Genomic DNA, 22,447 nt, shown 5'->3' on the forward strand with positions numbered 1-22,447 from the left:
ACAGCCGTTTTTTCGGTGTTGCGGAAACGGTTGTCCGGATATCTGCCCAATGCCGTCTGTAAGTGTTTTTGTGTTACAAGTTTCAATGGTTTGAGTTATTTGCAGGATGATTGGAGGGATGTTATGCAGTTTCCTTATCGCAATGTTCCGGCTTCGCGTATGCGCCGTATGCGCAGGGATGATTTTTCACGCCGCCTGATGCGCGAGCATACGCTGACTGCCGATGATTTGATTTATCCGGTGTTCGTATTGGAGGGGTCGGCGCGCGAGGAGGATGTGCCTTCTATGCCGGGCGTGAAGCGTCAAAGTTTGGACAGGTTGCTGTTTACGGCGGAGGAAGCGTCAAATTTGGGAATACCCATGCTGGCACTGTTCCCTGTCGTTACGGCAAATAAGACAGAATGTGCGCAGGAGGCGTATAACCCTGAAGGACTGGTGCCGACGACCGTCCGCGCCTTGCGCGAGAGGTTTCCCGAACTGGGCATTATGACGGATGTCGCGCTCGATCCTTATACGGTTCACGGTCAGGACGGACTGACGGACGAAAACGGTTACGTGATGAATGATGAAACCGTAGAAGTCTTGGTGAAACAGGCTTTATGTCATGCAGAGGCGGGCGCGCAGGTCGTTGCTCCTTCCGATATGATGGACGGGCGTATTGGTGCGATTCGCGAGGCTTTAGAGGATGCCGGGCATATCCATACGCGGATTATGGCGTATTCCGCCAAATATGCTTCTGCATTCTACGGCCCTTTCCGTGATGCGGTAGGCAGTTCGGGCAATTTGGGCAAGGCGGATAAAAAGACCTACCAGATGGATCCGGCAAATACCGATGAGGCGTTGCACGAAGTGGCGTTGGACATTCAGGAAGGTGCGGATATGGTGATGGTCAAGCCCGGTTTGCCGTATTTGGACGTTGTCCGCCGCGTGAAGGACGAGTTCGGCGTGCCGACTTATGCCTATCAGGTTTCGGGCGAATATGCGATGCTGCAGGCAGCGATTGCCAACGGTTGGCTGGACGGCAGCAAAGTGGTTTTGGAAAGCCTGCTGGCATTCAAACGCGCGGGCGCGGACGGGATTTTGACCTATTACGCCATTGAGGCGGCAAAGATGTTGAAGCGTTGATTTTCGGTTTGATTGAAATGCCGTCTGAAACCATGGTTTCAGACGGCATTTTGCGTGGATTATACAGTCGTATCCAGTGCGGCGGAAATATCGTTCCAAATATCATCTACGTCTTCAATACCGATGGAGAAACGCAGCAGACCGACTTTGATGCCCATTTCCATTTTCACATCATGCGGCACGCCGCTGTGGGACTGGGAATAGCAATGGTTGACCAAACTTTCCACGCCGCCGAGGCTGGAAGCCATTTTGACCAGTTTCATGTTTTTAATCACGCTATTGGCCGCTTCACGCGTGTCGTTTTTGAGATAAACCGTAACCACGCCGCCGGTGCCTTTGGGCATTTGCGCTTTGGCAAGTTCGTAATGTTCGTGCGACGGCAGGCCGGGATAGAATATTTTTTCAATGGCAGGATGAGCTTCCAAACGGCGCGCGATTTCGAGTGCGTTTTGGCAATGGGCGTTCATGCGCAGAGCCAGTGTTTTGATGCCGCGCAACACCAGCCAACAGTCCATCGGGCCTGCAACCGCGCCGGTATGCACCATCATATCGTGCAAAGGCTGCGCCAGCTCTTTGGTTTTGGCAACGACGATGCCCATCAATACGTCGGAATGGCCGCACAAATATTTGGTAGCGGAATGGAACACAAAATCACAGCCCATATCCAAGGGCTGTTGCAGATACGGCGTGGCAAAGGTGTTATCGATGCCGACCAGCGCACCGGCCGCTTTGGCTTTTGCGGCAAGTGCTTTGATGTCTACCAAGCGCAAAAGCGGATTGGACGGCGTTTCCAGCCAAACCAGTTTGACCTTGTGTGCTTTAAGCAATTCGTCCAAATTATCCGGATTGCCCAAATCGGCAAAAACAACGTTCACCCCCAATTTTTGATAAACATCGACCAATAAGTCATAAGCGCCGCCGTAAATATCGGCGACGGCGACAATGGTATCGCCAGGGCGCAGGAAAGTACGCCACACGGCATCAATTCCCGCCATACCGCTGGAAAACGCAAAACCTGCCACACCGTGTTCCAAATCGGCAACGGTGTCTTCTAAAATCTGACGGGTCGGGTTGCTCAGGCGCGAATAACGGTAAGGCACATTTTCGCCGATTTCGTGCAGCGCAAACATACTGTTTTGATAAATCGGCGGCATCAGCGCGCGGTTGTGTTCGTCGCAATCGTAGCCGGAATGGATGGCTTGGGTGGCGAATTTCATCTGTTTCTGCCTTGTAAGATATGAATAAGTCGGGATTTTATCACTATCCCGAAAATAGAAACAATCAATGCAGCCGCCAAAAGCAAGTGATATAATCTCGCATTTGCAGATTGACGGTATATTCCCCGGCGGAAACGCCATACCATGCACACATCTCAACAATTACATGAATATTAAGGAAAAACAACGCATGAACGCCATTGCAGACGTGCAATCCAGCAGAGATTTACGCAACCTGCCGATCAATCAGGTCGGCATTAAAGACCTGCGCTTCCCGATTACCCTGAAAACCGCCGAAGGAACGCAATCCACGGTTGCCCGCCTGACCATGACGGTTTACCTGCCCGCCGAGCAGAAGGGTACGCATATGTCGCGCTTTGTCGCATTGATGGAGCAACATGCCGAAGCCTTGGATTTTGCACAATTGCATAGGCTGACTGCCGAAATGGTCGCTCTTTTGGACTCCCACTCTGGTAAAATCAGCGTTTCTTTCCCATTTTTCCGCAAGAAAACCGCGCCGGTTTCCGGTATCCGGTCCTTACTGGATTATGATGTCTGTCTCACGGGCGAAATCAAAGACGGGGCATACGGCCACAGTATGAAGGTCATGATTCCCGTAACCTCGCTTTGCCCGTGTTCCAAAGAAATTTCCCAATACGGCGCGCACAACCAGCGTTCGCACGTTACCGTCAGCCTGACTGCCGATGCCGAAGTCGGTATCGAGGAAGTCATCGATTATGTGGAGGCGCAGGCAAGCTGCCAACTCTACGGTTTGCTCAAACGCCCCGATGAAAAATATGTTACCGAAAAAGCCTACGAAAACCCGAAATTCGTGGAAGATATGGTGCGTGATGTCGCTACTTCGCTGATTGCCGACAAACGCATCAAGAGTTTCATTGTCGAGAGCGAGAATTTCGAATCTATCCACAACCATTCGGCTTATGCCTATATCGCGTATCCGTAGGCGTGTTTGCGATGAACCAAATGCCGTCTGAAAGGCGTTTGGGCGTTATTGTCGAATCTGCCGCCGTATCGGTTTGAAATCAATTTGCAATAAAAGTAATAAAGGATGCACGATGACAGTATTAAGCAAAGAGCAGGTTCTATCCGCATTTAAAAACCGCAAATCATGCCGGCATTACGATGCGGCACGCAAAATCAGTGCCGAGGATTTTCAGTTTATTTTAGAACTTGGGCGTTTGTCGCCCAGTTCGGTCGGTTCGGAGCCTTGGCAGTTTATTGTGGTTCAAAACCCTGAAATCCGACAGGCCGTCAAGCCGTTTTCTTGGGGTATGGCGGATGCTTTGGATACCGCCAGTCATTTGGTGGTGTTTTTGGCGAAGAAAAATGCCCGCTTCGACAGCCCGTTTATGTTGGAAAGCCTCAAACGGCGCGGCGTTACCGAACCGGATGCCGTAGAAAAATCTTTGGCGAGGTATCAGGCGTTTCAAGCCGACGACATCAAGATTTTGGACGATTCGCGCGCCTTGTTTGACTGGTGTTGCCGCCAGACCTATATCGCGTTAGCCAACATGATGACGGGTGCCGCTATGGCAGGTATCGATTCCTGCCCGGTGGAAGGTTTCAACTATGCCGATATGGAACGCGTATTGTCCGGGCAGTTCGGTTTGTTCGATGCGGCAGAATGGGGCGTGTCCGTTGCCGCGACATTCGGCTACCGCGTTCAGGAAATCGCCACTAAAGCGCGCAGGCCCTTGGAAGAAACCGTTATTTGGGCATAAGGCAATGCCGTCTGAAAACGCAAGGATTTTCAGACGGCATTTTTTAATGCTTATTTAAAACGATTCACCGGGAGCGAGATAACGCCATTTGCCGGTCGGCAGCCTGCCGAGTTTGACCTTGCCCATGCGGATGCGTTTCAGCCCGACGACGCGCAGCCCGACCAGTTCGCACATACGGCGAATTTGCCGCTTTTTACCTTGTTTCAATACGAAACGCAGTTGGTCTTCGTTTTGCCATTCTACTTTGGCGGGACGCAGTTTCTCACCGTCCAAACTCAATCCGTGATTCAGTAAGGCAAGTCCTTTTTCGTCCAATTTGCCGCGCACGCGCACCAAATATTCTTTTTCACTGCCGCTGTATTCGCCGATAAGCTGCTTAGCGATACGGCCATCTTGCGTCAACACCAGCAATCCGACTGAATCGATATCGAGTCTGCCGGCGGGGGCAAGACCGATTTTGTGTTTCGGATCGAAACGGATGCGGCTGGTGTCGCCTTCCCAGCGATTTTCAGAGGTAATCAGTTCGGCGGCGGATTTATAGCCTTTTTCCGCTTGTGCGCTGACATAGCCGACGGGTTTGTTCAGCAGGATGGTAATGTGTGCCGCCTGCTGTTCGTGGGCTTTCTTGTTCAGTTCGATACGGTCTGCCGGTAAAACTTTCTGACCGAGTACGGCGGTTTTGCCGTTGACCGTTACCCAGCCCTGTTCGATATAGCCGTCGGCTTCGCGGCGCGAACAAAGCCCGAGTTGCGCCATGCGTTTGGAGAGGCGTATGGTATCTTCTGTATGGTCGGAGGAAATTTTGGGATTCATGGATACTTTCGGGTAAAGGCCGGCTCAGACTAATTGCTCGCCCCAGTGCAGTTTTTGGCGCAGGGTTTTGAAATATTGGTAGTCGGTCGGGTGTAGGATGCGTAAGGGATTGTGGTAGCGGCGGATGATGATGCGGTCGAGGTTTTGCACGTCGATGAAGGATTGTCCGTCGAAATGAACGCGGGCGTCGCCGCTTTGGGTAACGAGGATTTCGATTTCAGATGCGTCGGAAATGGCGATGGGGCGGTTGGTCATGGATTGCGGACAGATGGGTACGAGTGTGAAGGCGTGTAATCCTGCCTGCATGATGGGGCCGCCGGCGGCAAGCGAATAGGCGGTCGATCCGGTGGGGGTGGAGACAATCAGCCCGTCCGAACGTTGTGTATAGACGAATTCCTGATTGACGAAGACTTCAAATTCAATCATCTGTCCGGCACCGCCGCGGGAGAGGACGGCATCGTTGAGGGCGAGGGCGCGTTCGGCGGTTTTGCCTTTTCGGATCAGTGCGGCTTCAATCAGGATGCGCTCTTCGGCAAGGTATTTCCCTTCTAAAACGGGCAATAGCTTGTCCGTCATATATTCGCGGGGAATTTGGGTAAGAAAGCCCAAATGACCTTGGTTGATGCCGATAATCGGAACGGCGCGCGGGGCGATTTCGCGGGCGGCAGAGAGAAAGGTGCCGTCTCCGCCTAAGACGGCGACCAGGTCGCAGTATTGCCCCAGTTCGGTCTTGTTGACGATGTGGCAGCCGACGGTGTCTTGGGTATAGATGCAGCATTCCCTTATGCCGACTTCGTCGAGATAGACGGTAAAGCCGTGCTGCTTCAAAAAGGTAATCAGTGTGTGTGCAGTGTCTTGGATATCGGGTGTGTTGGGGCGGGTTACGATGCCGATGTTGTGAAAAGGGCTGTTCATGTCGGATGCCGTCTGAAGGTTAGTCTATCCAAATGTCGCGTTCGAGCCTGTCGAGGCGTTCGTTGAGGCGGGCAACGTCATCGCGCAGTTTGTCCACTTCTTCCATCCAGGCGGACAGGGTAGCGGCGTCGATAACGGGGGATTCGGGTTCGCGTGAAAATTCGCCGATTTGTTCGGCTATGCTTCTGCCGATTTGTTTGATGCCGTGTCCGATATCGGCGGCGCGGCTGCCGATGCTGTTGCCGAGCTGTGTGCCGAAAATCCGTGCCAAGTCGTCTGATGCACGGTAACGCAGGCTGCCGAGCAGGGGCAGTACCGCCATGCCGAGTATGAGGTCTCCTTCAAGGCTGATGTCTCCCACCCCCGGCTCGCCTCCTTGCAGGATTTTTTGTACCGCACTGCTGCGGAAGGTGATTTCTGTGTCTGCAAAACCGTTGCTTGCCGATAGAAATCCTTCTTCTGTGATACGTCCGGTCAGTTTCAATCCGGCAATGTTCAGTGCCAGTGTTTTGTCGGCAAATGCGGCAAGCTCCGAGCGGCTGTCGGGGTTTTGCTGAATCAGGTGGTTGATGATGGGGAATAGGGCGGACATGTTTATTTCCTGACTGCGGGCAGAATGCCGGTTTGTTGCTGTTGCCGCTTATTTTACAGGCTTAACCCGTTATCGCAAACGGTAATGATGATTTTGCCCCTGCTGTCGTCGGGTGAGAAATCGGGAGCCGGCAAGCCGAGTTTGGCAGCTTCTTCCGTATAGAATTCGCGTCGTGTCGGGTGACGCGGTTCGATAATGTTTTTCAGTCTTTTGCCGTTGGGTTTTAATGCCGTCTGAAACAGGGTTTCGACGGCGATATCGCGGTGGATGATATTGACAGGCCGGTTGCCGCCCGGGATGTTTTGCTTTTGAACAAGGCGGCTGACGGGATGGCGTTCGGCGCAATAAAGCCCGCCCAGCCGCAGGATGTCGATGTTCGGCACGCCGCTGTCGAGCAGGTATTGCTCGGCGGCAAGGATTTGGCGGGTGGACTCGGTTTGCGGATCGGGTGTGGCAGTTTCGTCGCATTCGCGCGCTTTATCGCCGTAAACGCTGGTGCTGCTCGTGAAAATCAGATGTTGCACGTTACACACTCGGGCAAGTTCTGCCCATTGTTTGACGGTATCGGCGTAATGCGTCAGCGAGGATGGCGGCAAGAGGCAGAACCAAACGGGTTTGTCGGCGTGGTGCTGCCAAAAGCTTGTATCGCGGGCAAGGTTCGCGTTTTGAAACACGCTGTCTTGATCGAGGTCGAGAGTGTCGAGGCGTATGGGCAGATTGATATCATCCGAAGTCAGGTTGCGCTTGACGGCGGCAACGCGGCTGCCGTTTTCGTAGAGTTTCTGCGCCAAAGGACGGCCGAGGTAGCCTAAGCCTAAGATAGATGCGTCGGGGGAGGCGGAAGGGGGTGTATGTATCATGTTTATAGATGAATGTCGTCTGAAAATAAGCTCAGACGGCATGGAGATTATGAATGCGTACCGCCAATTTTCCGGTCGTATTCCTCGCGATGTTTCGGCAAGAGATAGGGGCGCAGGAGGCTTAAGGTGCGGCGGATGCCGCGTGCTTTGGAGTCTTCGGTCAGCTTGGTACGGCCGCGCAGGGAGCTGTCGAAGTCGAACCAGTATTTCGTGACCATCCACATATTGACGGCGAGATCGTTCATGGCGGTTTGGTCGGCTTGGATGATGTTCAGACCGTTGAGCTGGGTGAGCAGGTTGACCAAGAGCGGGGAGACTTTGGCTTGGGTGAAGGTATTGTGTTCGCCCAATAGTTCGGCACTGCGTGCAAGCAGGGTGTTCACGTCGCTAAAGAGGAAGCGGTATTCCCACATCACGTCGTAAATGCCTGCCATATAGTTAATGGAGTCTTCCACATCGGACGGCAACACGGCTTCATTCAGGTAGGCAAGCAGGGCTTCGCTGTAACGTTTGAACAGTTGGACGATGATTTCGTCTTTGTTGCGGAAGTGGTAATAGAGGTTGCCCGGACTGATGCCCAAATGCGCCGCGATATGGTTGGTGCTGATGTTGCGCTCGCCTTCCTCGTTGAAGAGCGCAAGGCTGGCGTCGATGATGCGGGTGTAAGTATTGGTTTTTGTAATGCGGGTCACGGGCATACTCCTTGGATTTACAGGCTGAACGAAGCGGGCAGCCAATTGGGTTCGGCGTGTAATTCTACCTGAAATCGAGTAAATACTGTATTGCAGACGTGTTGCGCCAGCTTCCAGATATCGTCTGAAGAGGCATTGTTTTTGTTCACCAAAACCAGAGCCTGCCGGTCGTGTACTGCCGCGCCGCCAATTTGGAAGCCTTTCAGACGGCATTGGTCGATCAGCCAGCCGGCGGCGAGTTTGACCGAACCGTCTGGCTGCGGATAGCGCGGCATATCGGGATGCTGCTGCAACAGGGAAGCGGCTTTTTCCGCGCTGACGACGGGGTTTTTAAAAAAACTGCCAACATTACCAAGTACGTTAGGATTAGGCAGTTTACTGTTGCGGATTGCACACACTGCATCGGAAACATCTTTCGCCATCGGAGCTCTGCCCGCGCTCCGTTCGGCAACGGCGGCCGCCAAATCGCCGTAACCCAAATTCGGCTCGAAACGCTCTTTCAGGGCGAACACGACCGAAACAATCACATAACGCCCTTTGCCTTCCTGCTTGAACAGGCTTTCTCGGTAGGCGAAGCGGCAATCGGCATTGGCAAGCTCGACAAAGGTTTCCGTATCCAAATCGAAGCAGCGCACGCTGTGAATCACGTCTTTCGCTTCCACGCCGTATGCACCGATGTTCTGCACGGGCGACGCGCCGACCGTACCCGGAATCAGGCTCAGGTTTTCCAGACCGTTCAAGCCCAGCGCGACGGTGTGCAGGACAAAATCGTGCCAGATTTCGCCCGCCTGCGCTTCGATGTACACAAGGCCGTCTGAACGTGCAATCTCGCGTATGCCTTTGTTTTCCATGTGTACGACCAGTCCGGCGTAATCCTGCATCAAAATGATGTTGCTGCCGCCGCCGAGCCATAAAACGGTATTGCGGTCGAACTCGGGCAGTCGGACGATGTCGCGCAACTCGTCGGCGTGTTCGAGCGCGATAAAGGCTTGGGCTTGGGCGCGAAGACCGAAAGTGTTGTAGGGGGTGAGGTCGGTTTGGTATTGGGTAGGTTGCATGGGTTTAAACTTTAAAATGGGTATTGTCAGTGGCGGGCTTCAGTTCATTGTTTCGATATTTTAATCGGCGGAGTTTTCAGACGACCTTATGCGATCTGACCATCTCCCTGCTGCACAATTCCAAACACCACACCAAAGCGACGGCTGCGATGGTGAGCGAGGCAATCAATGCCGTCCAGAAGCCGTAAATGCCCATATCGAAACGGTAGGCGAGTAGGTAGCCCGGCAGCAGGCCGCAGCCCCAGAAGGCGGCGGCGTGGATGAACATCGGTACCTTGGTGACTTTGTAGCCGCGTAGGGCGTAGGACGCGATGCATTGGGTGAAGTCTGCCGGTTGGAACAAGCCGGCGAACAGCAGGACGGTGGCAGCGATGCTTAAAACCGCCGGATCATTGTTGTACATACTTACCAGCGGCGAACGGAATAATACCAAAGAAAGCACGGTAATCACGGCGAGCATCCAACCCAACACCAGCGACACGCCCGAAATATAACGCGCCCGCGAAAATTCGCGCCGTCCTAATGAAAAACCGATGCGCACCGTCCCCGCCGAGCCGACGCTTTGCGGAATCATATAGAGAATCCCCGACAAACTGATGCCGACTTGCTGCGCCGCCACATAATCCTCGCCGAAAGGCGCAATCAAAAACACGATAAATGAAAACGCGCTGGCTTCCAAAAAATAAGACAGCCCGATGGGTGCGCCGATTTTCCAAATCTGTTTGAACACCGCCAAATCCGGTTTGCCGAATTTCACCGTCAGTCCGAACGGGCGGAAGAATTTTTCCTTAGCGATATAAATCCACAACGCCAGCGCGCTGAACCAAAACACCGCCATCGTCGCCAGTCCGCAGCCTGCGCCGCCCAAAGCGGGCATACCGAATTTGCCGTAAACGAAAATATAGTTCAGCGGCACGTTCAACACAAACGCCGCGAAGCTGACCAACATAATCAGGCGCGGGCGGTTCAGGCTGGAAGCGTAGGCGTGCAGGGCGCGGTGTACCATTGCCGCCGGCATCGCTATGCTGGTGAACAACATATACTGTGCCATCGTGCCTTCCACATAATCGCTCAAGGTCAGCCAGTTGCGGAACGGCGTAATCGCCGCCCACATCAAGACCATGCCGAACACGCCCAAAAACAGCCCGAACCAAATCCCCTGCCGCCCCGTTTCGCCCACTTCACCGGTTTTACCCGCGCCGTAAAGCTGGGCAATCATCGGGTTCAGTGCCGCCATAATGCCCATAAAGGTAATATAAACCGTGGCAAACGCGCTGCTGCCCAAAGCCACCGCCGCCAAATCTTCCTTACCCGCACCGCCCGCCATCACGGTATCGACAAAACCGATGCCCACCTGCGCAACCTGTGCCAACAACATGGGCAGGGCAAGGGCGGTCAGCAGGCGGATTTCTTTCAGGAAGACGGGAAAGGAAAAGCGGTTGAGGTCGAGCAGCATAAGTGTTCAATCAACAAAAATGCCGTCTGAAACAAAAAAACGGCAGCGGGGAGTGATGAGAAATAATGGCGCACATTATATCGTAAAAAAATGCCGTGCCGTCAGACGGCGGATACAGGGTATAAAAGTATATTCAGATTGTGTGTATTTTATGGTAAAGTTTGGTTTTAACGACTTGACGGCATTGAGCCGTCGGACAGGGGCTGTTCGGATTCTGAATCGGAAGGAAGCATCGCCGTTTTGACAGCGGCGTGATGCGTTGCGGCAAAGATGCCGTCTGATTGCGGATCGGGCAGCCTTTTGTATTTACAGGATAAAATAGAAGGCAGATTCTCATGCAGACATGGCAGCTTCCGGAACATATCGCCGACGTACTGCCCACGAACGCGCGGCAGCTTGAAAGCGCGAGGGAGCAGTTGTTGGCACTGTTCCGCGTACACGGTTATGAACTGGTACAGCCTCCGCTGATGGAGTACGCACATTCCCTGCTGACGCATATCGATGCGGGGCTTTCCCTGAAAACCATTTTGGTAACGGACAGGCTCAGCGGTAGGCAGTTGGGCATACGCGCCGACATCACGCCGCAGGTGGCGCGTATCGATGCCCATCTTTTGTCCGCCAACCAAGGGATTAACCGGTTGTGTTATGCCGGTCCGGTGTTGCACGCGCAGCCCGACGGTCTGCTGAATATGCGCGAACCCTTGCAGGCAGGGGCAGAAATGTACGGTTTTGCTGACATCCGTGGCGACATCGAGCTGATAGACCTGATGCTGAAAAGCATGAAAATTGCCGATATGGGCAAAGTGCTGCTTTCGCTGGGGCATATCGGCATATTTCGCGCCTTGTCCGATGCGGCACATTTAGATGCGGGGCAGTCCGCAACGCTGCTTGCCTTGATGCAGGATAAAGATACCGGGGCGGTCGAAGCGCAGGTCAAGGCTTGGAAGCTGGACGGTATGTGGGCAAAAGCATTCTCGCTGCTGCCGCGCCTGTACGGCAGGCGTGAAGTGTTGTCCGACGCGCGCGGACGGTTGCCGGATTTGTCGGCGGTCGGCAGCGCGTTGGACGAATTGCAGGCGGTGTGCGACGCATTTCCCGATAATGAAATCCATATCGACTTGTCCGAGCTGCGCGTCGACAATTACCACACGGGCTTGCTGTATGCCGCCTATGCCGCCGATTTCCACGACGCGGTCGCGCGCGGCGGGCGTTATGACGGATTGGGCGGATATTTCGGCAGGGCGCGCCCGGCAACGGGATTCAGTTTCGACTTGCGCAGCTTTATCGGGCGTTTGCCCGCCATCGAACGGCAGCCCGCCGTGTTGGTCGATGCGGAAGATGCCGAAGCGGCGTGCGAAGCGGTCGAGGCCTTGCGTGAACAAGGGCAGTGTGTCGTGATCGATTACGGTATCGGACACAATGTTTCGGAAGAGCTTGCAGGCCGTCTGAAAAAGACAGACGGCGTTTGGCAGGTCGTGAAACGCTAAATACTCGTTCATGGCGGATGAAAGGTAAATCGCTGCGGGGCGCAAAGCCGCGCCGGTTTGGGGATTTTCCGCAATAATTTTCACTATTGATAGGTTATATGGCTATGGCTAAAAATGTTGTAGTAATCGGCGCACAGTGGGGCGACGAGGGTAAAGGTAAAATCGTTGACTGGCTGGCGGAAGAAGCCGGAGGCGTGGTGCGCTTCCAAGGCGGCCACAATGCGGGTCATACCTTGGTTGTCGGCGGCAAAAAAACCATTTTGCGCCTGATTCCGAGCGGCATCCTGCATGAAAGTCTGGACTGCTTCATCGGTTCGGGCGTTGTCGTCTCCCCCGAAGCCCTGTTGGGTGAAATCGACGAGTTGAACGCGGCAGGCGTGAAAAACGTCGAAGGCCGTCTGAAAATCGCGCCGACCTGCCCGCTGATCCTGCCTTATCACATCGCGCTCGACCAAGCCCGAGAAGCATCGCGCGGCAAAGGCAAAATCGGCACGACCGGCCGCGGCATCGGCCCTGCCTACGAAGACAAAGTGGCACGCCGCGCCATTCGCGCCGTCGATTTGCTGCATCCTGAAAAACTGCATGAAAAACTGGATGCCGTCCTTGCCTATTACAACGTCCAACTGCAACATCTGCACAATGCCGAGTCGGTGAAAGCGGAAGACGTGATGGCGGTTATCGAAAAAGTCGCGCCGCGCATTACGCCGATGATTACCGACGTATCTCGCGTGTTGAACGAAAAAAACAAAAACGGCGAAAAACTGCTGTTTGAAGGCGCGCAAGGTGCGTTGTTGGACATCGACTACGGCACTTATCCCTTCGTTACCTCGTCCAACTGTCTGGCGGGAGCCGCTTCCGCAGGCGCGGGCGTAGGTCCTCAAATGCTGGATTATGTTTTGGGCATCGTCAAAGCCTATACCACGCGCGTCGGTTCGGGCCCGTTCCCGACCGAATTGTTCGACGAAGTAGGCGCAGGTTTGGCAGAACGCGGACACGAATTCGGTTCTGTAACCGGTCGCGCACGTCGCTGCGGCTGGTTTGATGCCGCCGCCCTGAAACGCTCCATCCAAATCAACGGCATTTCCGGTATGTGTATTACTAAACTCGATGTAATGGACGGCGTTGAAACCATCAATATCTGCGTCGGCTATGAATTGCCCGACGGCGGCAAAACCGACATCCTGCCTTGCGGTTCCGATGCGGTGGAAACCTGCAAGCCGATTTACGAAACCATGCCCGGTTGGAGCGAATCCACTTTCGGCGTGAAAAGCTACGACGCATTACCTGCCAATGCCAAAGCATATTTGAAACGGATTGAAGAAGTCTGCGGTGCGCCGGTCGCCATCGTCTCCACCGGCCCCGACCGCGAAGAAACGATTGTGCTGCATCATCCGTTCGCATAAGGTTTTGCAGTAAAAATGCCGTCTGAAGCCCTAATTGGTTTCAGACGGCATTTTTACCGTCGTTTTATCTGATATTTTCTGTTTGGACACGGTTTGTCGGGGGTATATCAATGCGGCGTATCCGGTGCGGAAATGGACGCGGTTTATGCCGGTATGGCGAACCCGATGTTTTCAGACAGCATATACAAAAAACCGTACTGCTTGTGCGTACGGTTTTTTTGTTGTTTCAAATCGGATCAGAGCGATTTGAGGCGGGCGATGCGGTTGTCCAGTGAAGGGTGGGTGCTGAGCAGGGAGTCGCGCGTATCTCCGGCGATGCCCATTGCGTTCATTTCTTCGGGCAGGTCGACAGGATTGCCTTTAAGCCTTTGCAGGGCGGAAATCATTTTCGGCGCGCCGACCAGTTTTGCCGCCCCCGCATCGGCGCGGTATTCGCGCTGGCGGCTGAACCACATGACAATTAAGCTGGCAAGGAAGCCGAATAGGATTTGAAATACGATGCTGACGAGGAAGTAAGTCCCCTGCGACTGGCTGCCGTCGTTGTTTCGGGCAATCAGGTTGGCAATAATGCGCGACAGGAATACGACAAAGGTATTGACCACACCTTGAATCAGCGTCAGCGTAACCATATCGCCGTTGCCGACGTGTGCCATTTCGTGCGCCAATACGGCTTCCACTTCGTCGCGCGTCATATGGTCGAGCAAACCGGTGCTGACGGCAATCAGGGAGCTGTTTCTCGATGCGCCCGTGGCAAAGGCATTGGGTTCGGGAGAGCGGTAGATGGCGACTTCGGGCGTTTTCAGGTTCCATTGCCGAGCTTGGGCTTCGACAGTGTTCAGAAGCCAGGCTTCTTCTTCGGTGCGCGGCGTGTCGATGACTTCCGCGCCGACCGATTGTTTGGCGATGAATTTGGACATCAGCAGCGAAATAATCGAACCAGTGAAGCCGACGACGGCGGAATACGCCAACAGGCTGCCCGTACCGCCCCGGCTGTTGATGCCCAGAACCGCCAAAACAATGTTGATTACGACCAAAACAGCGATATTGGTCGCGAGAAACAGAAAAATGCGTTTCACGGATATTCCTTTTTGGTAAGGTTTTGTGTTTTTTTGAATTGAGGGGGAATTGTCCCAAAAAGTTGCAGCCTTGTGAATATTAAGCTCGGCAAATGTATGCAAAACATTTGCTTGCAAATGGCAGTTTATACAGTTGGTTTTTGAACTATTGCGTCAAGCCGTGTAGAATTGTGGACAATCTGTTCGGCTTCATTAAATATATTGGAAAGGACGACTTTATGAAAGCATTACTTTTAGGCGCACCGGGCGCGGGCAAAGGCACTCAGGCGCAATTCATCACCGCTGCTTTTGATATTCCGCAAATTTCCACCGGCGATATGCTCCGCGCTGCGATTAAAGCAGGCACGCCGCTGGGTTTGGAAGCGAAAAAAATCATTGAGGAAGGCGGCTTGGTGCGCGACGACATCATTATCGGCATGGTCAAAGAACGTATCGCGCAAGACGACTGCAAAAACGGTTTCCTGTTTGACGGTTTCCCGCGCACGCTGGCACAAGCCGAAGCGATGGTTGAAGCCGGTGTGGATTTGGACGCGGTTGTTGAAATCGACGTACCCGACAGCGTGATTATCGACCGCATGAGCGGCCGCCGCGTGCATTTGGCTTCCGGCCGTACCTACCACGTTACCCACAATCCGCCTAAAACCGAAGGCAAAGATGACGTAACCGGCGAAGACTTGATTCAGCGCGACGACGATAAAGAAGAAACCGTCAAAAAACGCCTTGCCGTTTACCACGAGCAAACCGAAGTGCTGGTCGATTTTTACAGCAAGCTGGAAGGCGAACATGCGCCTAAATACATCAAAGTTGACGGCACCCAAGCAGTAGAAGCCGTGAAAGCCGAAGTATTGAAAGGTTTGGGCAAATAAATCGAAAAGGTCGTACCCACGGGCAGGCTTCGCACTCTGAAAACAGAAAATCAGGTTTTCAGACGACCTGTTTTTGATAAACAGCGTGTTGCAACCGGAAAATAATCATTCGGCGTCATTCCCGCGCAGGCGGGAATCCATTTCTGAATTTGGGCAATCGCTGTTTAAATCTGATGAACTGAGTTTTATCAATGGATTCCCGCCTGCGCGGGAATGACGGCTGATGTACCGGTTCAAATTCATCCGAAACAGTTTGTCGGGGGCTTGAGTCCGCGTAGGTCGGACATCATGCCCGACCTACGGTTTAAATTTACGTTGTACTGCGAAAAGACGATAAAGGTCGTCTGAAAACCGAAACGAAAACACCATGAATCCTTTAATTACCGACTTCCAAACCCAGCAACAACGCACCCCGGTCATCGTTGCCCTTGATTTTGCCAACGAAAAAGACACGCTCGGATTCGTCCGCAACCTTGATCCGGCGTTGTGTCAAATCAAAATCGGCAAAGAGCTGTTTACCGCAACCGGCCGCAATTTGGCAGAAAGCCTGATTCATCAGGGTTTCAAACTTTTCCTCGATTTGAAATACCACGACATTCCCCACACCGTCGCGCAAGCCTGCAAAGTCGCTGCCGATATGGGCGTTTGGATGGTCGATATGCATGCCTCAGGCGGCCGCCGTATGATGGAAGCCGCAGCAGAAGCCGTTGCCGGATACGGCACGAAGCCGCTCTTAATCGGCGTAACCGTGTTGACCAGCATGGAACAAAGCGATTTGGCGGAAATCGGTTTGAACATCGCCCCTGAAGAACAAGTCATTCGCTTGGCGAAACTGGCGCAAAGTTCAGGCTTGGACGGCGTGGTCTGTTCCGCCCAAGAAGCCGCGCCGCTGCGCCGCGAATTAGGGCAGGATTTTGTCTTGGTAACGCCCGGTATCCGCTTGGACATTGCCGGCAACAACGACGACCAACGCCGTATTATGACACCTGCCGAAGCATTGGCGGCAGGTTCAACCTATTTGGTAATGGGCCGCCCTGTAACCCAAGCCGCCGATCCGGTCGCCGTATTGCGCGAAGTGAACCGCGTGGCAAACACTTAAGCATCAACGATTTTGATGCTGTTCAAAGAAAACTGCCTTACTTTGATACGATAGATCAATAGCCGGAAAATTTCAGCTTAGAAAGGAATTTATCCGATGTCTCAATGTGGTTCAGATGTGAGCAATATTTTTGATTATGATGCATTTCCGGAAGATGATTTGCTTGTAAAGGATACCCCTGTTGGATGGTATGCAATCGTGTCGCATAAAATTGTCGAAGAGGGGCTTCCTATTAAATTTATGTATCGGGAACATCAAGGGGATTTACCATTTGATAGCGGATGGCGGGTATTTTCTGGAACAGAAGATGATGAATACTCGAATAACCCTGATAACTTCTCCTTTCATAGTTTGACACGGCTCACTCATTATCAAGCAGATGTTGGGGAGCTGTTTTGGGCGGATATAGGTAGCGTTTTTGAGAAAAAAGAAGGAGAGGATTGTTTTTCTCCTGTTGCCGATTGGTCTCCTTTCGATTTTGAAGAATAATAAAAAGCCGGATTTTATTATTAATCAGTAAATTTGCCAGATAATTACTGAGAATACAGTGAAGTTTTCACACACAAAAAACAACTTATTTTGGAGTGCATAAAATGCCCGCCAAGTTTCAACAAGAAACCCTCAAATCCCGTTTCGCGCAAGCCAAAGTCCTGGTGGTCGGCGACGTGATGCTCGACCGCTATTGGTTTGGCGACGTGTCCCGAATTTCGCCCGAAGCCCCCGTGCCGGTAGCAAAAATCGGACGTATCGACCAACGCGCGGGCGGTGCGGCGAACGTTGCGCGCAATATCGCTTCGCTGGGCGGCAAAGCAGGGCTGTTGTCGGTAACCGGCGACGACGAAGCCGCCAACGCGCTCGACGCGCTGATGGTGCAGGACGGCGTCGCCTCCTATCTGATGCGCGACAAACAAATCGCCACCACCGTCAAACTGCGCGTCGTCGCCCGCAACCAGCAGCTTATCCGCCTTGATTTTGAAGAACATCCCAACCGAGAAGTATTGGAACAAATCAAGCGGAAATACCGTGAAATCTTGCCCGAATACGACGCAATTATTTTTTCAGACTATGGCAAAGGTGGCCTGTCGCACATCTCCGATATGATTGATTGGGCGAAACACGAAGGCAAAACCGTATTAATCGACCCCAAAGGCGACGATTACGAAAAATACGCCGGCGCAACCCTGATTACGCCCAACCGCGCCGAATTGAAAGAAGTGGTCGGCAGTTGGAAAAACGAAGGCGAGCTGACCGAAAAAGCGCAAAACCTGCGCCGCCACCTCGATCTGACCGCCGTTTTATTGACCCGAAGCGAAGAGGGCATGACCCTGTTCAGCGAAGGCGAACCCATTTACCAGCCCACCCGCGCCCAAGAAGTTTACGACGTGTCCGGCGCAGGCGACACCGTCATTGCCGGAATGGGCTTGGGGCTGGCGGCAGGCTGCACCATGCCCGAAGCCATGCACCTTGCCAATACTGCGGCTGGGGTTGTCGTCGCGAAACTCGGTACGGCGGTTTGCTCGTTTGCAGAGTTGGTTGAAGCACTGGACGGGCAATAAATCTTTTCAGACGGCATGACCATTCAATGCCGTCTGAAACCCTCAAAACAAAGGAAACCCAATATGACCATCATCGTAACAGGCGCGGCCGGCTTTATCGGCAGCAACATCGTCAAAGCACTTAATCAACGCGGTATTACCGACATTGTTGCCGTCGATAATTTGAGCAAAGGCGAAAAATTCAAAAACCTTGCCGAGTGTGAAATCGCCCATTATCTCGATAAACACGAATTCATCCGCCAAGTGAGGGAACACATTTTACCTTATCAAAACATCGAAGCCGTTTTCCATCAAGGCGCGTGTTCCGATACGATGAACCACGACGGTTTGTATATGATGGAAAACAACTACCAGTACACGCTGGATTTGCTGGACTGGTGTCAGGACGAACGCATTCCCTTCCTTTATGCCTCCAGTGCGGCGGTTTACGGCAAAGGCGAAATCTTCCGCGAAGAGCGCGAATTGGAAAAACCGCTCAACGTGTACGGCTACTCCAAATTCCTGTTTGACCAAGTATTGCGCCGCCGCATGAAAGAAGGTCTCACCGCCCAAGTCGTCGGCTTCCGCTACTTCAACGTTTACGGACAACACGAACAACACAAAGGTCGCATGGCATCCGTCGCCTTCCACCACTTTCACCAATACCGCGAACACGGTTACGTCAACCTGTTCGGTTCAAACGACGGCTACGGCAACGGTGAACAAACCCGCGACTTCGTCAGCGTCGAAGACGTTGCCAAAGTCAACCTTTACTTCTTCGACCATCCCGAACTTTCCGGCATCTACAACCTCGGCACCGGCCGCAGCCAACAGTTCAACGAACTCGCCGCCGCCACCGTCAACGCCTGCCGCGCCGCCGAAGGCAAACCTGAAATGAGCTTGAAAGAGCTGGTAGAAGAAGAACTTATCCGCTACATTCCATTTCCCGACGCGCTCAAAGGCAAATACCAAAGCTTCACCCAAGCCGACATCACCAAATTGCGCGAAGCCGGATATAAGGAAGAATTTTTCGATGTCAAATCAGGCGTTGACCGCTACGTCAAATGGATGCTGGAAAATTTGGCTTAAACACGATTGGTAATTTTGTTTGAAAGAAAATGCCGTCTGAACCTTTCAGACGGCATTTTTGATTTTATGCGGGGGCGGTTTTTATTTTGACCTTGCTTTTCTTAAACTTCAACACGGCTTCTTCTTTTGCTGCATCCCAGTCTATCCGCACAAAGCCGCCGTCGGATAGTTTGCCGAACAGGAGTTCGTCGGCGAGCGGTTTGCGGATTTTTTCCTGAATCAGGCGGTGCATCGGGCGCGCGCCCATTTGCGGGTCGAAACCTTTTTCCGCCAGATATTTGCGCAATGCCGGTGTGAATTCGGCTTCGACTTTTTTGTCGAGGAGCTGGTGTTCGAGCTGGAGCAGGAATTTGTCCACGACTTTGACGATGATGGGTTCGGACAAAGGTGCAAACGGGATAATCGCGTCCAAGCGGTTGCGGAACTCGGGCGTGAAGAGTTTGTTGATGGCCTGCATTTCGTCGCCGCGCTCGCGCTTGGCGGTAAAGCCGAGGCTGGGGCGGCTGAGGCTTTCCGCGCCTGCGTTGGTGGTCATAATCAGGATGACGTTGCGGAAATCGGCACTCTTGCCGTTGTTGTCGGTCAGTTTGCCTGCGTCCATGACTTGCAGGAGGACGTTGAAAATGTCGGGGTGGGCTTTTTCGATTTCGTCCAAGAGCAGCACGCAATGCGGCTGTTTGTTGACGGCTTCGGTTAAAAGGCCGCCTTGTTCAAAGCCGACGTAGCCCGGTGGTGCGCCGATGAGGCGCGATACGGCGTGGCGTTCCATGTATTCGGACATGTCGAAGCGTTGCAGCGGTACGCCCATCGAGTAGGCAAGCTGTTTGGCGGCTTCGGTTTTGCCCACGCCGGTCGGGCCGGAGAAGAGGAAGCTGCCTATCGGTTTGTCGGGCAGCCCCAAGCCCGAGCGCGACATTTTGACGGCGGCAACCAGTGCGTCGATGGCGTTTTCCTGCCCGTAAACCATATTGTTCAAATCGCGGCCGAGGAATTGCAACACTTGTTTGTCGTCGTGCGACACGGTTTTTTCAGGAATCCGCGCGACTTTGGCGATGACGGTTTCGATTTGCGCTTTGCCGATGACTTTTTTCTGTTTGGATTTGGGCAGAATCCGTTGCGCCGCGCCTGCTTCGTCCATCACGTCGATGGCTTTGTCGGGCAGGAAGCGTTCGTTGATGTAGCGTGCGGAAAGTTCGGCGGCGGCTTCGAGTGCGCCTTGCGTGTAGCGCACTTGGTGGAAGCCTTCAAACATCGGTTTCAAGCCGCGCAGGATTTGTACGGTTTCGGCGACGGTAGGCTCGACCACATCGATTTTTTGGAAGCGGCGGCTTAAGGCGTGGTCTTTGTCGAAAATGGTGCGGTATTCGTCGTAGGTGGTTGCACCGATGCAGCGCAGCGAGCCTTTCGCCAATGCGGGTTTGAGCAGATTGGACGCGTCCATCGTGCCGCCGCTGGTGCTGCCTGCGCCGATGATGGTGTGGATTTCGTCGATAAACAAAATGGCGCGCGGGATTTTTTCGAGCTGTTTCAATATAGATTTGATCCGCGCTTCAAAATCGCCGCGGTATTTTGTGCCCGCCAAAAGCGAACCCATATCCAGCGCGTATACTTCGGCATCTTTGAGCGCGTCGGGAATGTCGCCGTTGACGATTTGATGTGCCAAACCTTCCGCCAGCGCGGTTTTGCCCACGCCTGTTTCGCCGACCAAAAGCGGATTGTTTTTGCGGCGGCGGCACAGGATTTGCACCAGCCGTTCCATTTCGTGTTTGCGACCAATCAAAGGGTCGATACGGCCGACTTTGACTTCGGTGTTGAGGTTGACGGTGTACGCCGATAAAGGGTTTTTGCCCGGGTTGGCGCGGTTCTCATTATCGTCGTCCATGCCATCTGAAGAATAGTTGCCATCGTCTTCATCTTCATCGGGAGAGCCGTGGGCGATGCAGCGCAAAACTTCAAAACGCGTAACCGATTGCAAACCCAAAAAATAAACGGCGTGGCTGTCGGTTTCGCTCATCAGCGCGACCAAAACGTCCAACGGTTCGACTGCGGCTTTGCCTGCGGATTGGGTATGTACCATCGCCCGTTGCATCACGCGTTGGAAGCCGAGCGTGAGCCGGGTTTCGACCGTGTCTAAAAGGTGTTCGGGAATCAGGGGGGTGTTTTCGGCAACGCTGGCGGCGAGCTGTTCGGACACCACTTTCAAATCCGTGCCGCAGAGCTTGAGGACGTTGGGGACGGCGGCATCTTCTTCGATGAGTACCAAAAGCAGATGCTCGAGGCTGATAAATTCATAATGGGCGTTGCGCGCCTCGCGGTAAAGCTGCTGCAAAATCTGTTCTAATTCAGGGGCAAGCATATTAAATCTCCTCGACAATACATTGCAGCGGATGCCCTTCGGCTTTTGCCCGCTGCATGACTTGTTGCTGTTTGGTTTGGGCAATATCGCGCGTGTAAGTGCCGCACAGGCCTTTGCCTTCGTGATGAACCAAGAGCATTACCGCTACCGCCTGTTCTTGCCCGAGCATAAAGATTTCGGTCAGGATTTCAACGACAAATTCCATCGTGGTGTAATCGTCGTTCAATAGGAAAACGCCGTAACGTTTTGGCGGCAGGGTTTTCAGGTCGCTTAAAAGCGTATCGGATTGGCAGTGTGTCGTCATAAGTTGTTTTCTATCGGGAAGAAGCCGTTTTCAGACGGCATTTCTGTTGTATTTTCGGTTTTTCCGCTTATTTTCTCACTTTTTTGGAAACATAGCTTGACGTTTCGGCTTAACAAATGTAAAAAGACGGTTAAGCAGAAGCCGGCACTCGACCAAGTATATAAAGCTGGGGAGAAACGCTGAACGTTTAAGTTTGCTGTATGCCTTATTTTGCTGATTTTGTTAATTTTTAAGTATAGGAAGTTTCTAATGGCAACCGGTATCGTAAAATGGTTTAACGACGCTAAAGGTTTTGGTTTCATCACTCCTGACGAAGGCGGCGAAGATTTGTTCGCTCACTTCTCAGCGATCAATATGGAAGGTTTCAAAACCCTGAAAGAAGGCCAACGCGTGTCTTTCGACGTAACCACCGGCCCTAAAGGCAAACAAGCTGCTAACATTCAGGCTGCTTAATCCCGAGTGTACGGGAAACCGTATATGTGAAACGGCAGGACAGACGATGTCCTGCCGTTTTGTTTTGCCGTTTGCAGAAACAGGGAATGCCGTCTGAAAAGAACAGGTGTCTTTTTATCTGCTTTATCCTTAGCCTGTGTGAATCCTGTTGTGGATATGTTTGATAGTATGCTGAGGAATAAGGGGAAATCTTATATGATTAAAAAATGTGCAGATTGTTTGTCAGGGATTTTTGCGGAAATCTAAAAGAAATTATGTATAGTGGATTAACAAAAATCAGGACAAGGCGACGAAGCCGCAGACAGTACA

Annotated in this window: 22 protein-coding genes; 11 read left to right on the forward strand and 11 right to left on the reverse strand. The window is 52.9% G+C overall.

Features of this window, described 5'->3' with window-relative positions; translation table 11 throughout:
• Nucleotides 1-123 precede the first annotated feature (123 nt).
• Complete coding sequence (gene hemB / locus KEM39_RS05645) at nucleotides 124-1,125, forward strand: porphobilinogen synthase (protein WP_211709689.1); 1,002 nt, start codon at nucleotides 124-126, stop codon at nucleotides 1,123-1,125.
• Between the two features lie 59 nt (nucleotides 1,126-1,184).
• On the opposite strand, the gene KEM39_RS05650 is transcribed toward hemB, so the two are convergent.
• The gene (locus KEM39_RS05650) at nucleotides 1,185-2,342 is read right to left on the reverse strand and encodes a trans-sulfuration enzyme family protein (protein WP_025457222.1); all 1,158 of its coding nucleotides are present in this window, start codon (nucleotides 2,340-2,342) and stop codon (nucleotides 1,185-1,187) included.
• Between the two features lie 190 nt (nucleotides 2,343-2,532).
• Here KEM39_RS05650 and folE2 point away from each other — a divergent pair, with 190 nt between their 5' ends.
• A complete protein-coding gene (folE2, locus tag KEM39_RS05655) occupies nucleotides 2,533-3,306 on the forward strand; it encodes a GTP cyclohydrolase FolE2 (protein ID WP_025457221.1) in 774 nt (257 codons plus the stop codon).
• Nucleotides 3,307-3,418: 112 nt separating this feature from the next.
• Entirely contained in the window at nucleotides 3,419-4,084 is a 666-nt protein-coding gene (locus KEM39_RS05660) for an NAD(P)H-dependent oxidoreductase (RefSeq protein ID WP_025457220.1), read from the forward strand.
• 54 nt (nucleotides 4,085-4,138) lie between these two features.
• Here the strand turns inward: KEM39_RS05660 and KEM39_RS05665 are convergent, their stop codons facing one another.
• The 7 genes from KEM39_RS05665 to norM all read right to left on the reverse strand — a co-directional run bounded on the left by KEM39_RS05665 (nucleotide 4,139) and on the right by norM (nucleotide 10,470).
• Entirely contained in the window at nucleotides 4,139-4,897 is a 759-nt protein-coding gene (locus KEM39_RS05665; RefSeq protein WP_124215577.1) for a pseudouridine synthase, read from the reverse strand.
• A gap of 24 nt (nucleotides 4,898-4,921) precedes the next feature.
• Nucleotides 4,922-5,812 (reverse strand): NAD(+) kinase, encoded by an 891-nt coding sequence (locus tag KEM39_RS05670; protein WP_025457218.1) that lies wholly within the window; start codon nucleotides 5,810-5,812, stop codon nucleotides 4,922-4,924.
• A gap of 19 nt (nucleotides 5,813-5,831) precedes the next feature.
• Nucleotides 5,832-6,404: a ubiquinone biosynthesis accessory factor UbiJ gene (locus KEM39_RS05675; RefSeq protein ID WP_124215576.1), complete on the reverse strand. Its 573-nt coding sequence runs from the start codon at nucleotides 6,402-6,404 to the stop codon at nucleotides 5,832-5,834.
• A gap of 53 nt (nucleotides 6,405-6,457) precedes the next feature.
• Complete coding sequence (locus KEM39_RS05680) at nucleotides 6,458-7,264, reverse strand: SDR family oxidoreductase (RefSeq protein WP_025457217.1); 807 nt, start codon at nucleotides 7,262-7,264, stop codon at nucleotides 6,458-6,460.
• A gap of 47 nt (nucleotides 7,265-7,311) precedes the next feature.
• Complete coding sequence (locus tag KEM39_RS05685; protein ID WP_042508422.1) at nucleotides 7,312-7,962, reverse strand: TetR/AcrR family transcriptional regulator; 651 nt, start codon at nucleotides 7,960-7,962, stop codon at nucleotides 7,312-7,314.
• Nucleotides 7,963-7,973: 11 nt separating this feature from the next.
• Nucleotides 7,974-9,014 carry a UDP-N-acetylmuramate dehydrogenase gene (gene murB, locus KEM39_RS05690; RefSeq protein WP_025457215.1) on the reverse strand — a complete coding sequence of 347 codons (1,041 nt, stop codon included), beginning with the start codon at nucleotides 9,012-9,014 and terminating at the stop codon, nucleotides 7,974-7,976.
• A 76-nt stretch (nucleotides 9,015-9,090) separates the two neighbouring features.
• Nucleotides 9,091-10,470: a multidrug efflux MATE transporter NorM gene (norM, locus tag KEM39_RS05695; protein WP_025457214.1), complete on the reverse strand. Its 1,380-nt coding sequence runs from the start codon at nucleotides 10,468-10,470 to the stop codon at nucleotides 9,091-9,093.
• Between the two features lie 335 nt (nucleotides 10,471-10,805).
• Between norM and KEM39_RS05700 the strand changes: the two genes are divergently transcribed.
• Nucleotides 10,806-11,957, forward strand: a complete 1,152-nt coding sequence (locus tag KEM39_RS05700) for an ATP phosphoribosyltransferase regulatory subunit (protein ID WP_025457213.1) — start codon at nucleotides 10,806-10,808, stop codon at nucleotides 11,955-11,957.
• A 104-nt stretch (nucleotides 11,958-12,061) separates the two neighbouring features.
• Nucleotides 12,062-13,360, forward strand: coding sequence for an adenylosuccinate synthase (locus tag KEM39_RS05705; RefSeq protein WP_192886314.1), 1,299 nt, complete (start codon nucleotides 12,062-12,064; stop codon nucleotides 13,358-13,360).
• Nucleotides 13,361-13,596: 236 nt separating this feature from the next.
• Here KEM39_RS05705 and htpX read toward each other — a convergent pair whose 3' ends face one another.
• A complete protein-coding gene (gene htpX / locus KEM39_RS05710) occupies nucleotides 13,597-14,436 on the reverse strand; it encodes a protease HtpX (protein WP_118997451.1) in 840 nt (279 codons plus the stop codon).
• 218 nt (nucleotides 14,437-14,654) lie between these two features.
• Here htpX and adk point away from each other — a divergent pair, with 218 nt between their 5' ends.
• The 5 genes from adk to rfaD all read left to right on the forward strand — a co-directional run bounded on the left by adk (nucleotide 14,655) and on the right by rfaD (nucleotide 19,025).
• Nucleotides 14,655-15,302 carry an adenylate kinase gene (gene adk / locus KEM39_RS05715; RefSeq protein ID WP_118997554.1) on the forward strand — a complete coding sequence of 216 codons (648 nt, stop codon included), beginning with the start codon at nucleotides 14,655-14,657 and terminating at the stop codon, nucleotides 15,300-15,302.
• 367 nt (nucleotides 15,303-15,669) lie between these two features.
• Nucleotides 15,670-16,401 (forward strand): orotidine-5'-phosphate decarboxylase, encoded by a 732-nt coding sequence (gene pyrF / locus KEM39_RS05720; protein WP_118997450.1) that lies wholly within the window; start codon nucleotides 15,670-15,672, stop codon nucleotides 16,399-16,401.
• A gap of 96 nt (nucleotides 16,402-16,497) precedes the next feature.
• Nucleotides 16,498-16,890: an immunity protein Imm33 domain-containing protein gene (locus KEM39_RS05725; protein ID WP_118997449.1), complete on the forward strand. Its 393-nt coding sequence runs from the start codon at nucleotides 16,498-16,500 to the stop codon at nucleotides 16,888-16,890.
• 104 nt (nucleotides 16,891-16,994) lie between these two features.
• On the forward strand, nucleotides 16,995-17,957 hold the full coding sequence (gene hldA / locus KEM39_RS05730; protein WP_118997448.1) for an ADP-heptose synthase: 963 nt from the start codon (nucleotides 16,995-16,997) through the stop codon (nucleotides 17,955-17,957).
• A 63-nt stretch (nucleotides 17,958-18,020) separates the two neighbouring features.
• Nucleotides 18,021-19,025 carry an ADP-glyceromanno-heptose 6-epimerase gene (rfaD, locus tag KEM39_RS05735; protein ID WP_096123192.1) on the forward strand — a complete coding sequence of 335 codons (1,005 nt, stop codon included), beginning with the start codon at nucleotides 18,021-18,023 and terminating at the stop codon, nucleotides 19,023-19,025.
• A gap of 64 nt (nucleotides 19,026-19,089) precedes the next feature.
• Here the strand turns inward: rfaD and clpA are convergent, their stop codons facing one another.
• On the reverse strand, nucleotides 19,090-21,381 hold the full coding sequence (gene clpA / locus KEM39_RS05740) for an ATP-dependent Clp protease ATP-binding subunit ClpA (protein WP_118997447.1): 2,292 nt from the start codon (nucleotides 21,379-21,381) through the stop codon (nucleotides 19,090-19,092).
• Between the two features lies 1 nt (nucleotide 21,382).
• On the reverse strand, nucleotides 21,383-21,685 hold the full coding sequence (gene clpS, locus KEM39_RS05745; RefSeq protein WP_003754853.1) for an ATP-dependent Clp protease adapter ClpS: 303 nt from the start codon (nucleotides 21,683-21,685) through the stop codon (nucleotides 21,383-21,385).
• A gap of 249 nt (nucleotides 21,686-21,934) precedes the next feature.
• Here clpS and KEM39_RS05750 point away from each other — a divergent pair, with 249 nt between their 5' ends.
• Complete coding sequence (locus KEM39_RS05750; RefSeq protein ID WP_002217533.1) at nucleotides 21,935-22,138, forward strand: cold-shock protein; 204 nt, start codon at nucleotides 21,935-21,937, stop codon at nucleotides 22,136-22,138.
• The last annotated feature ends 309 nt before the right edge of the window (nucleotides 22,139-22,447 follow it).

The organism is Neisseria sp. Marseille-Q1983 (genome assembly GCF_018224585.1).
Lineage (GTDB): Bacteria > Pseudomonadota > Gammaproteobacteria > Burkholderiales > Neisseriaceae > Neisseria > Neisseria polysaccharea.

Bases quoted from the DNA above. Each gene is read 5' to 3' on its own strand.
- folE2 (WP_025457221.1), top strand. From the start codon at position 2,533: ATGAACGCCATTGCAGACGTGCAATCCAGCAGAGATTTACGCAACCTG.
- KEM39_RS05705 (WP_192886314.1), top strand. From the start codon at position 12,062: ATGGCTAAAAATGTTGTAGTAATCGGCGCACAGTGGGGCGACGAGGGT.
- KEM39_RS05680 (WP_025457217.1), bottom strand. From the start codon at position 7,264: ATGATACATACACCCCCTTCCGCCTCCCCCGACGCATCTATCTTAGGC.
- clpA (WP_118997447.1), bottom strand. From the start codon at position 21,381: ATGCTTGCCCCTGAATTAGAACAGATTTTGCAGCAGCTTTACCGCGAG.
- KEM39_RS05670 (WP_025457218.1), bottom strand. From the start codon at position 5,812: ATGAACAGCCCTTTTCACAACATCGGCATCGTAACCCGCCCCAACACA.
- norM (WP_025457214.1), bottom strand. From the start codon at position 10,470: ATGCTGCTCGACCTCAACCGCTTTTCCTTTCCCGTCTTCCTGAAAGAA.
- KEM39_RS05650 (WP_025457222.1), bottom strand. From the start codon at position 2,342: ATGAAATTCGCCACCCAAGCCATCCATTCCGGCTACGATTGCGACGAA.
- rfaD (WP_096123192.1), top strand. From the start codon at position 18,021: ATGACCATCATCGTAACAGGCGCGGCCGGCTTTATCGGCAGCAACATC.
- KEM39_RS05700 (WP_025457213.1), top strand. From the start codon at position 10,806: ATGCAGACATGGCAGCTTCCGGAACATATCGCCGACGTACTGCCCACG.
- hemB (WP_211709689.1), top strand. From the start codon at position 124: ATGCAGTTTCCTTATCGCAATGTTCCGGCTTCGCGTATGCGCCGTATG.
- hldA (WP_118997448.1), top strand. From the start codon at position 16,995: ATGCCCGCCAAGTTTCAACAAGAAACCCTCAAATCCCGTTTCGCGCAA.
- KEM39_RS05660 (WP_025457220.1), top strand. From the start codon at position 3,419: ATGACAGTATTAAGCAAAGAGCAGGTTCTATCCGCATTTAAAAACCGC.
- clpS (WP_003754853.1), bottom strand. From the start codon at position 21,685: ATGACGACACACTGCCAATCCGATACGCTTTTAAGCGACCTGAAAACC.
- KEM39_RS05725 (WP_118997449.1), top strand. From the start codon at position 16,498: ATGTCTCAATGTGGTTCAGATGTGAGCAATATTTTTGATTATGATGCA.
- pyrF (WP_118997450.1), top strand. From the start codon at position 15,670: ATGAATCCTTTAATTACCGACTTCCAAACCCAGCAACAACGCACCCCG.
- KEM39_RS05750 (WP_002217533.1), top strand. From the start codon at position 21,935: ATGGCAACCGGTATCGTAAAATGGTTTAACGACGCTAAAGGTTTTGGT.
- KEM39_RS05675 (WP_124215576.1), bottom strand. From the start codon at position 6,404: ATGTCCGCCCTATTCCCCATCATCAACCACCTGATTCAGCAAAACCCC.
- KEM39_RS05685 (WP_042508422.1), bottom strand. From the start codon at position 7,962: ATGCCCGTGACCCGCATTACAAAAACCAATACTTACACCCGCATCATC.
- KEM39_RS05665 (WP_124215577.1), bottom strand. From the start codon at position 4,897: ATGAATCCCAAAATTTCCTCCGACCATACAGAAGATACCATACGCCTC.
- murB (WP_025457215.1), bottom strand. From the start codon at position 9,014: ATGCAACCTACCCAATACCAAACCGACCTCACCCCCTACAACACTTTC.
- adk (WP_118997554.1), top strand. From the start codon at position 14,655: ATGAAAGCATTACTTTTAGGCGCACCGGGCGCGGGCAAAGGCACTCAG.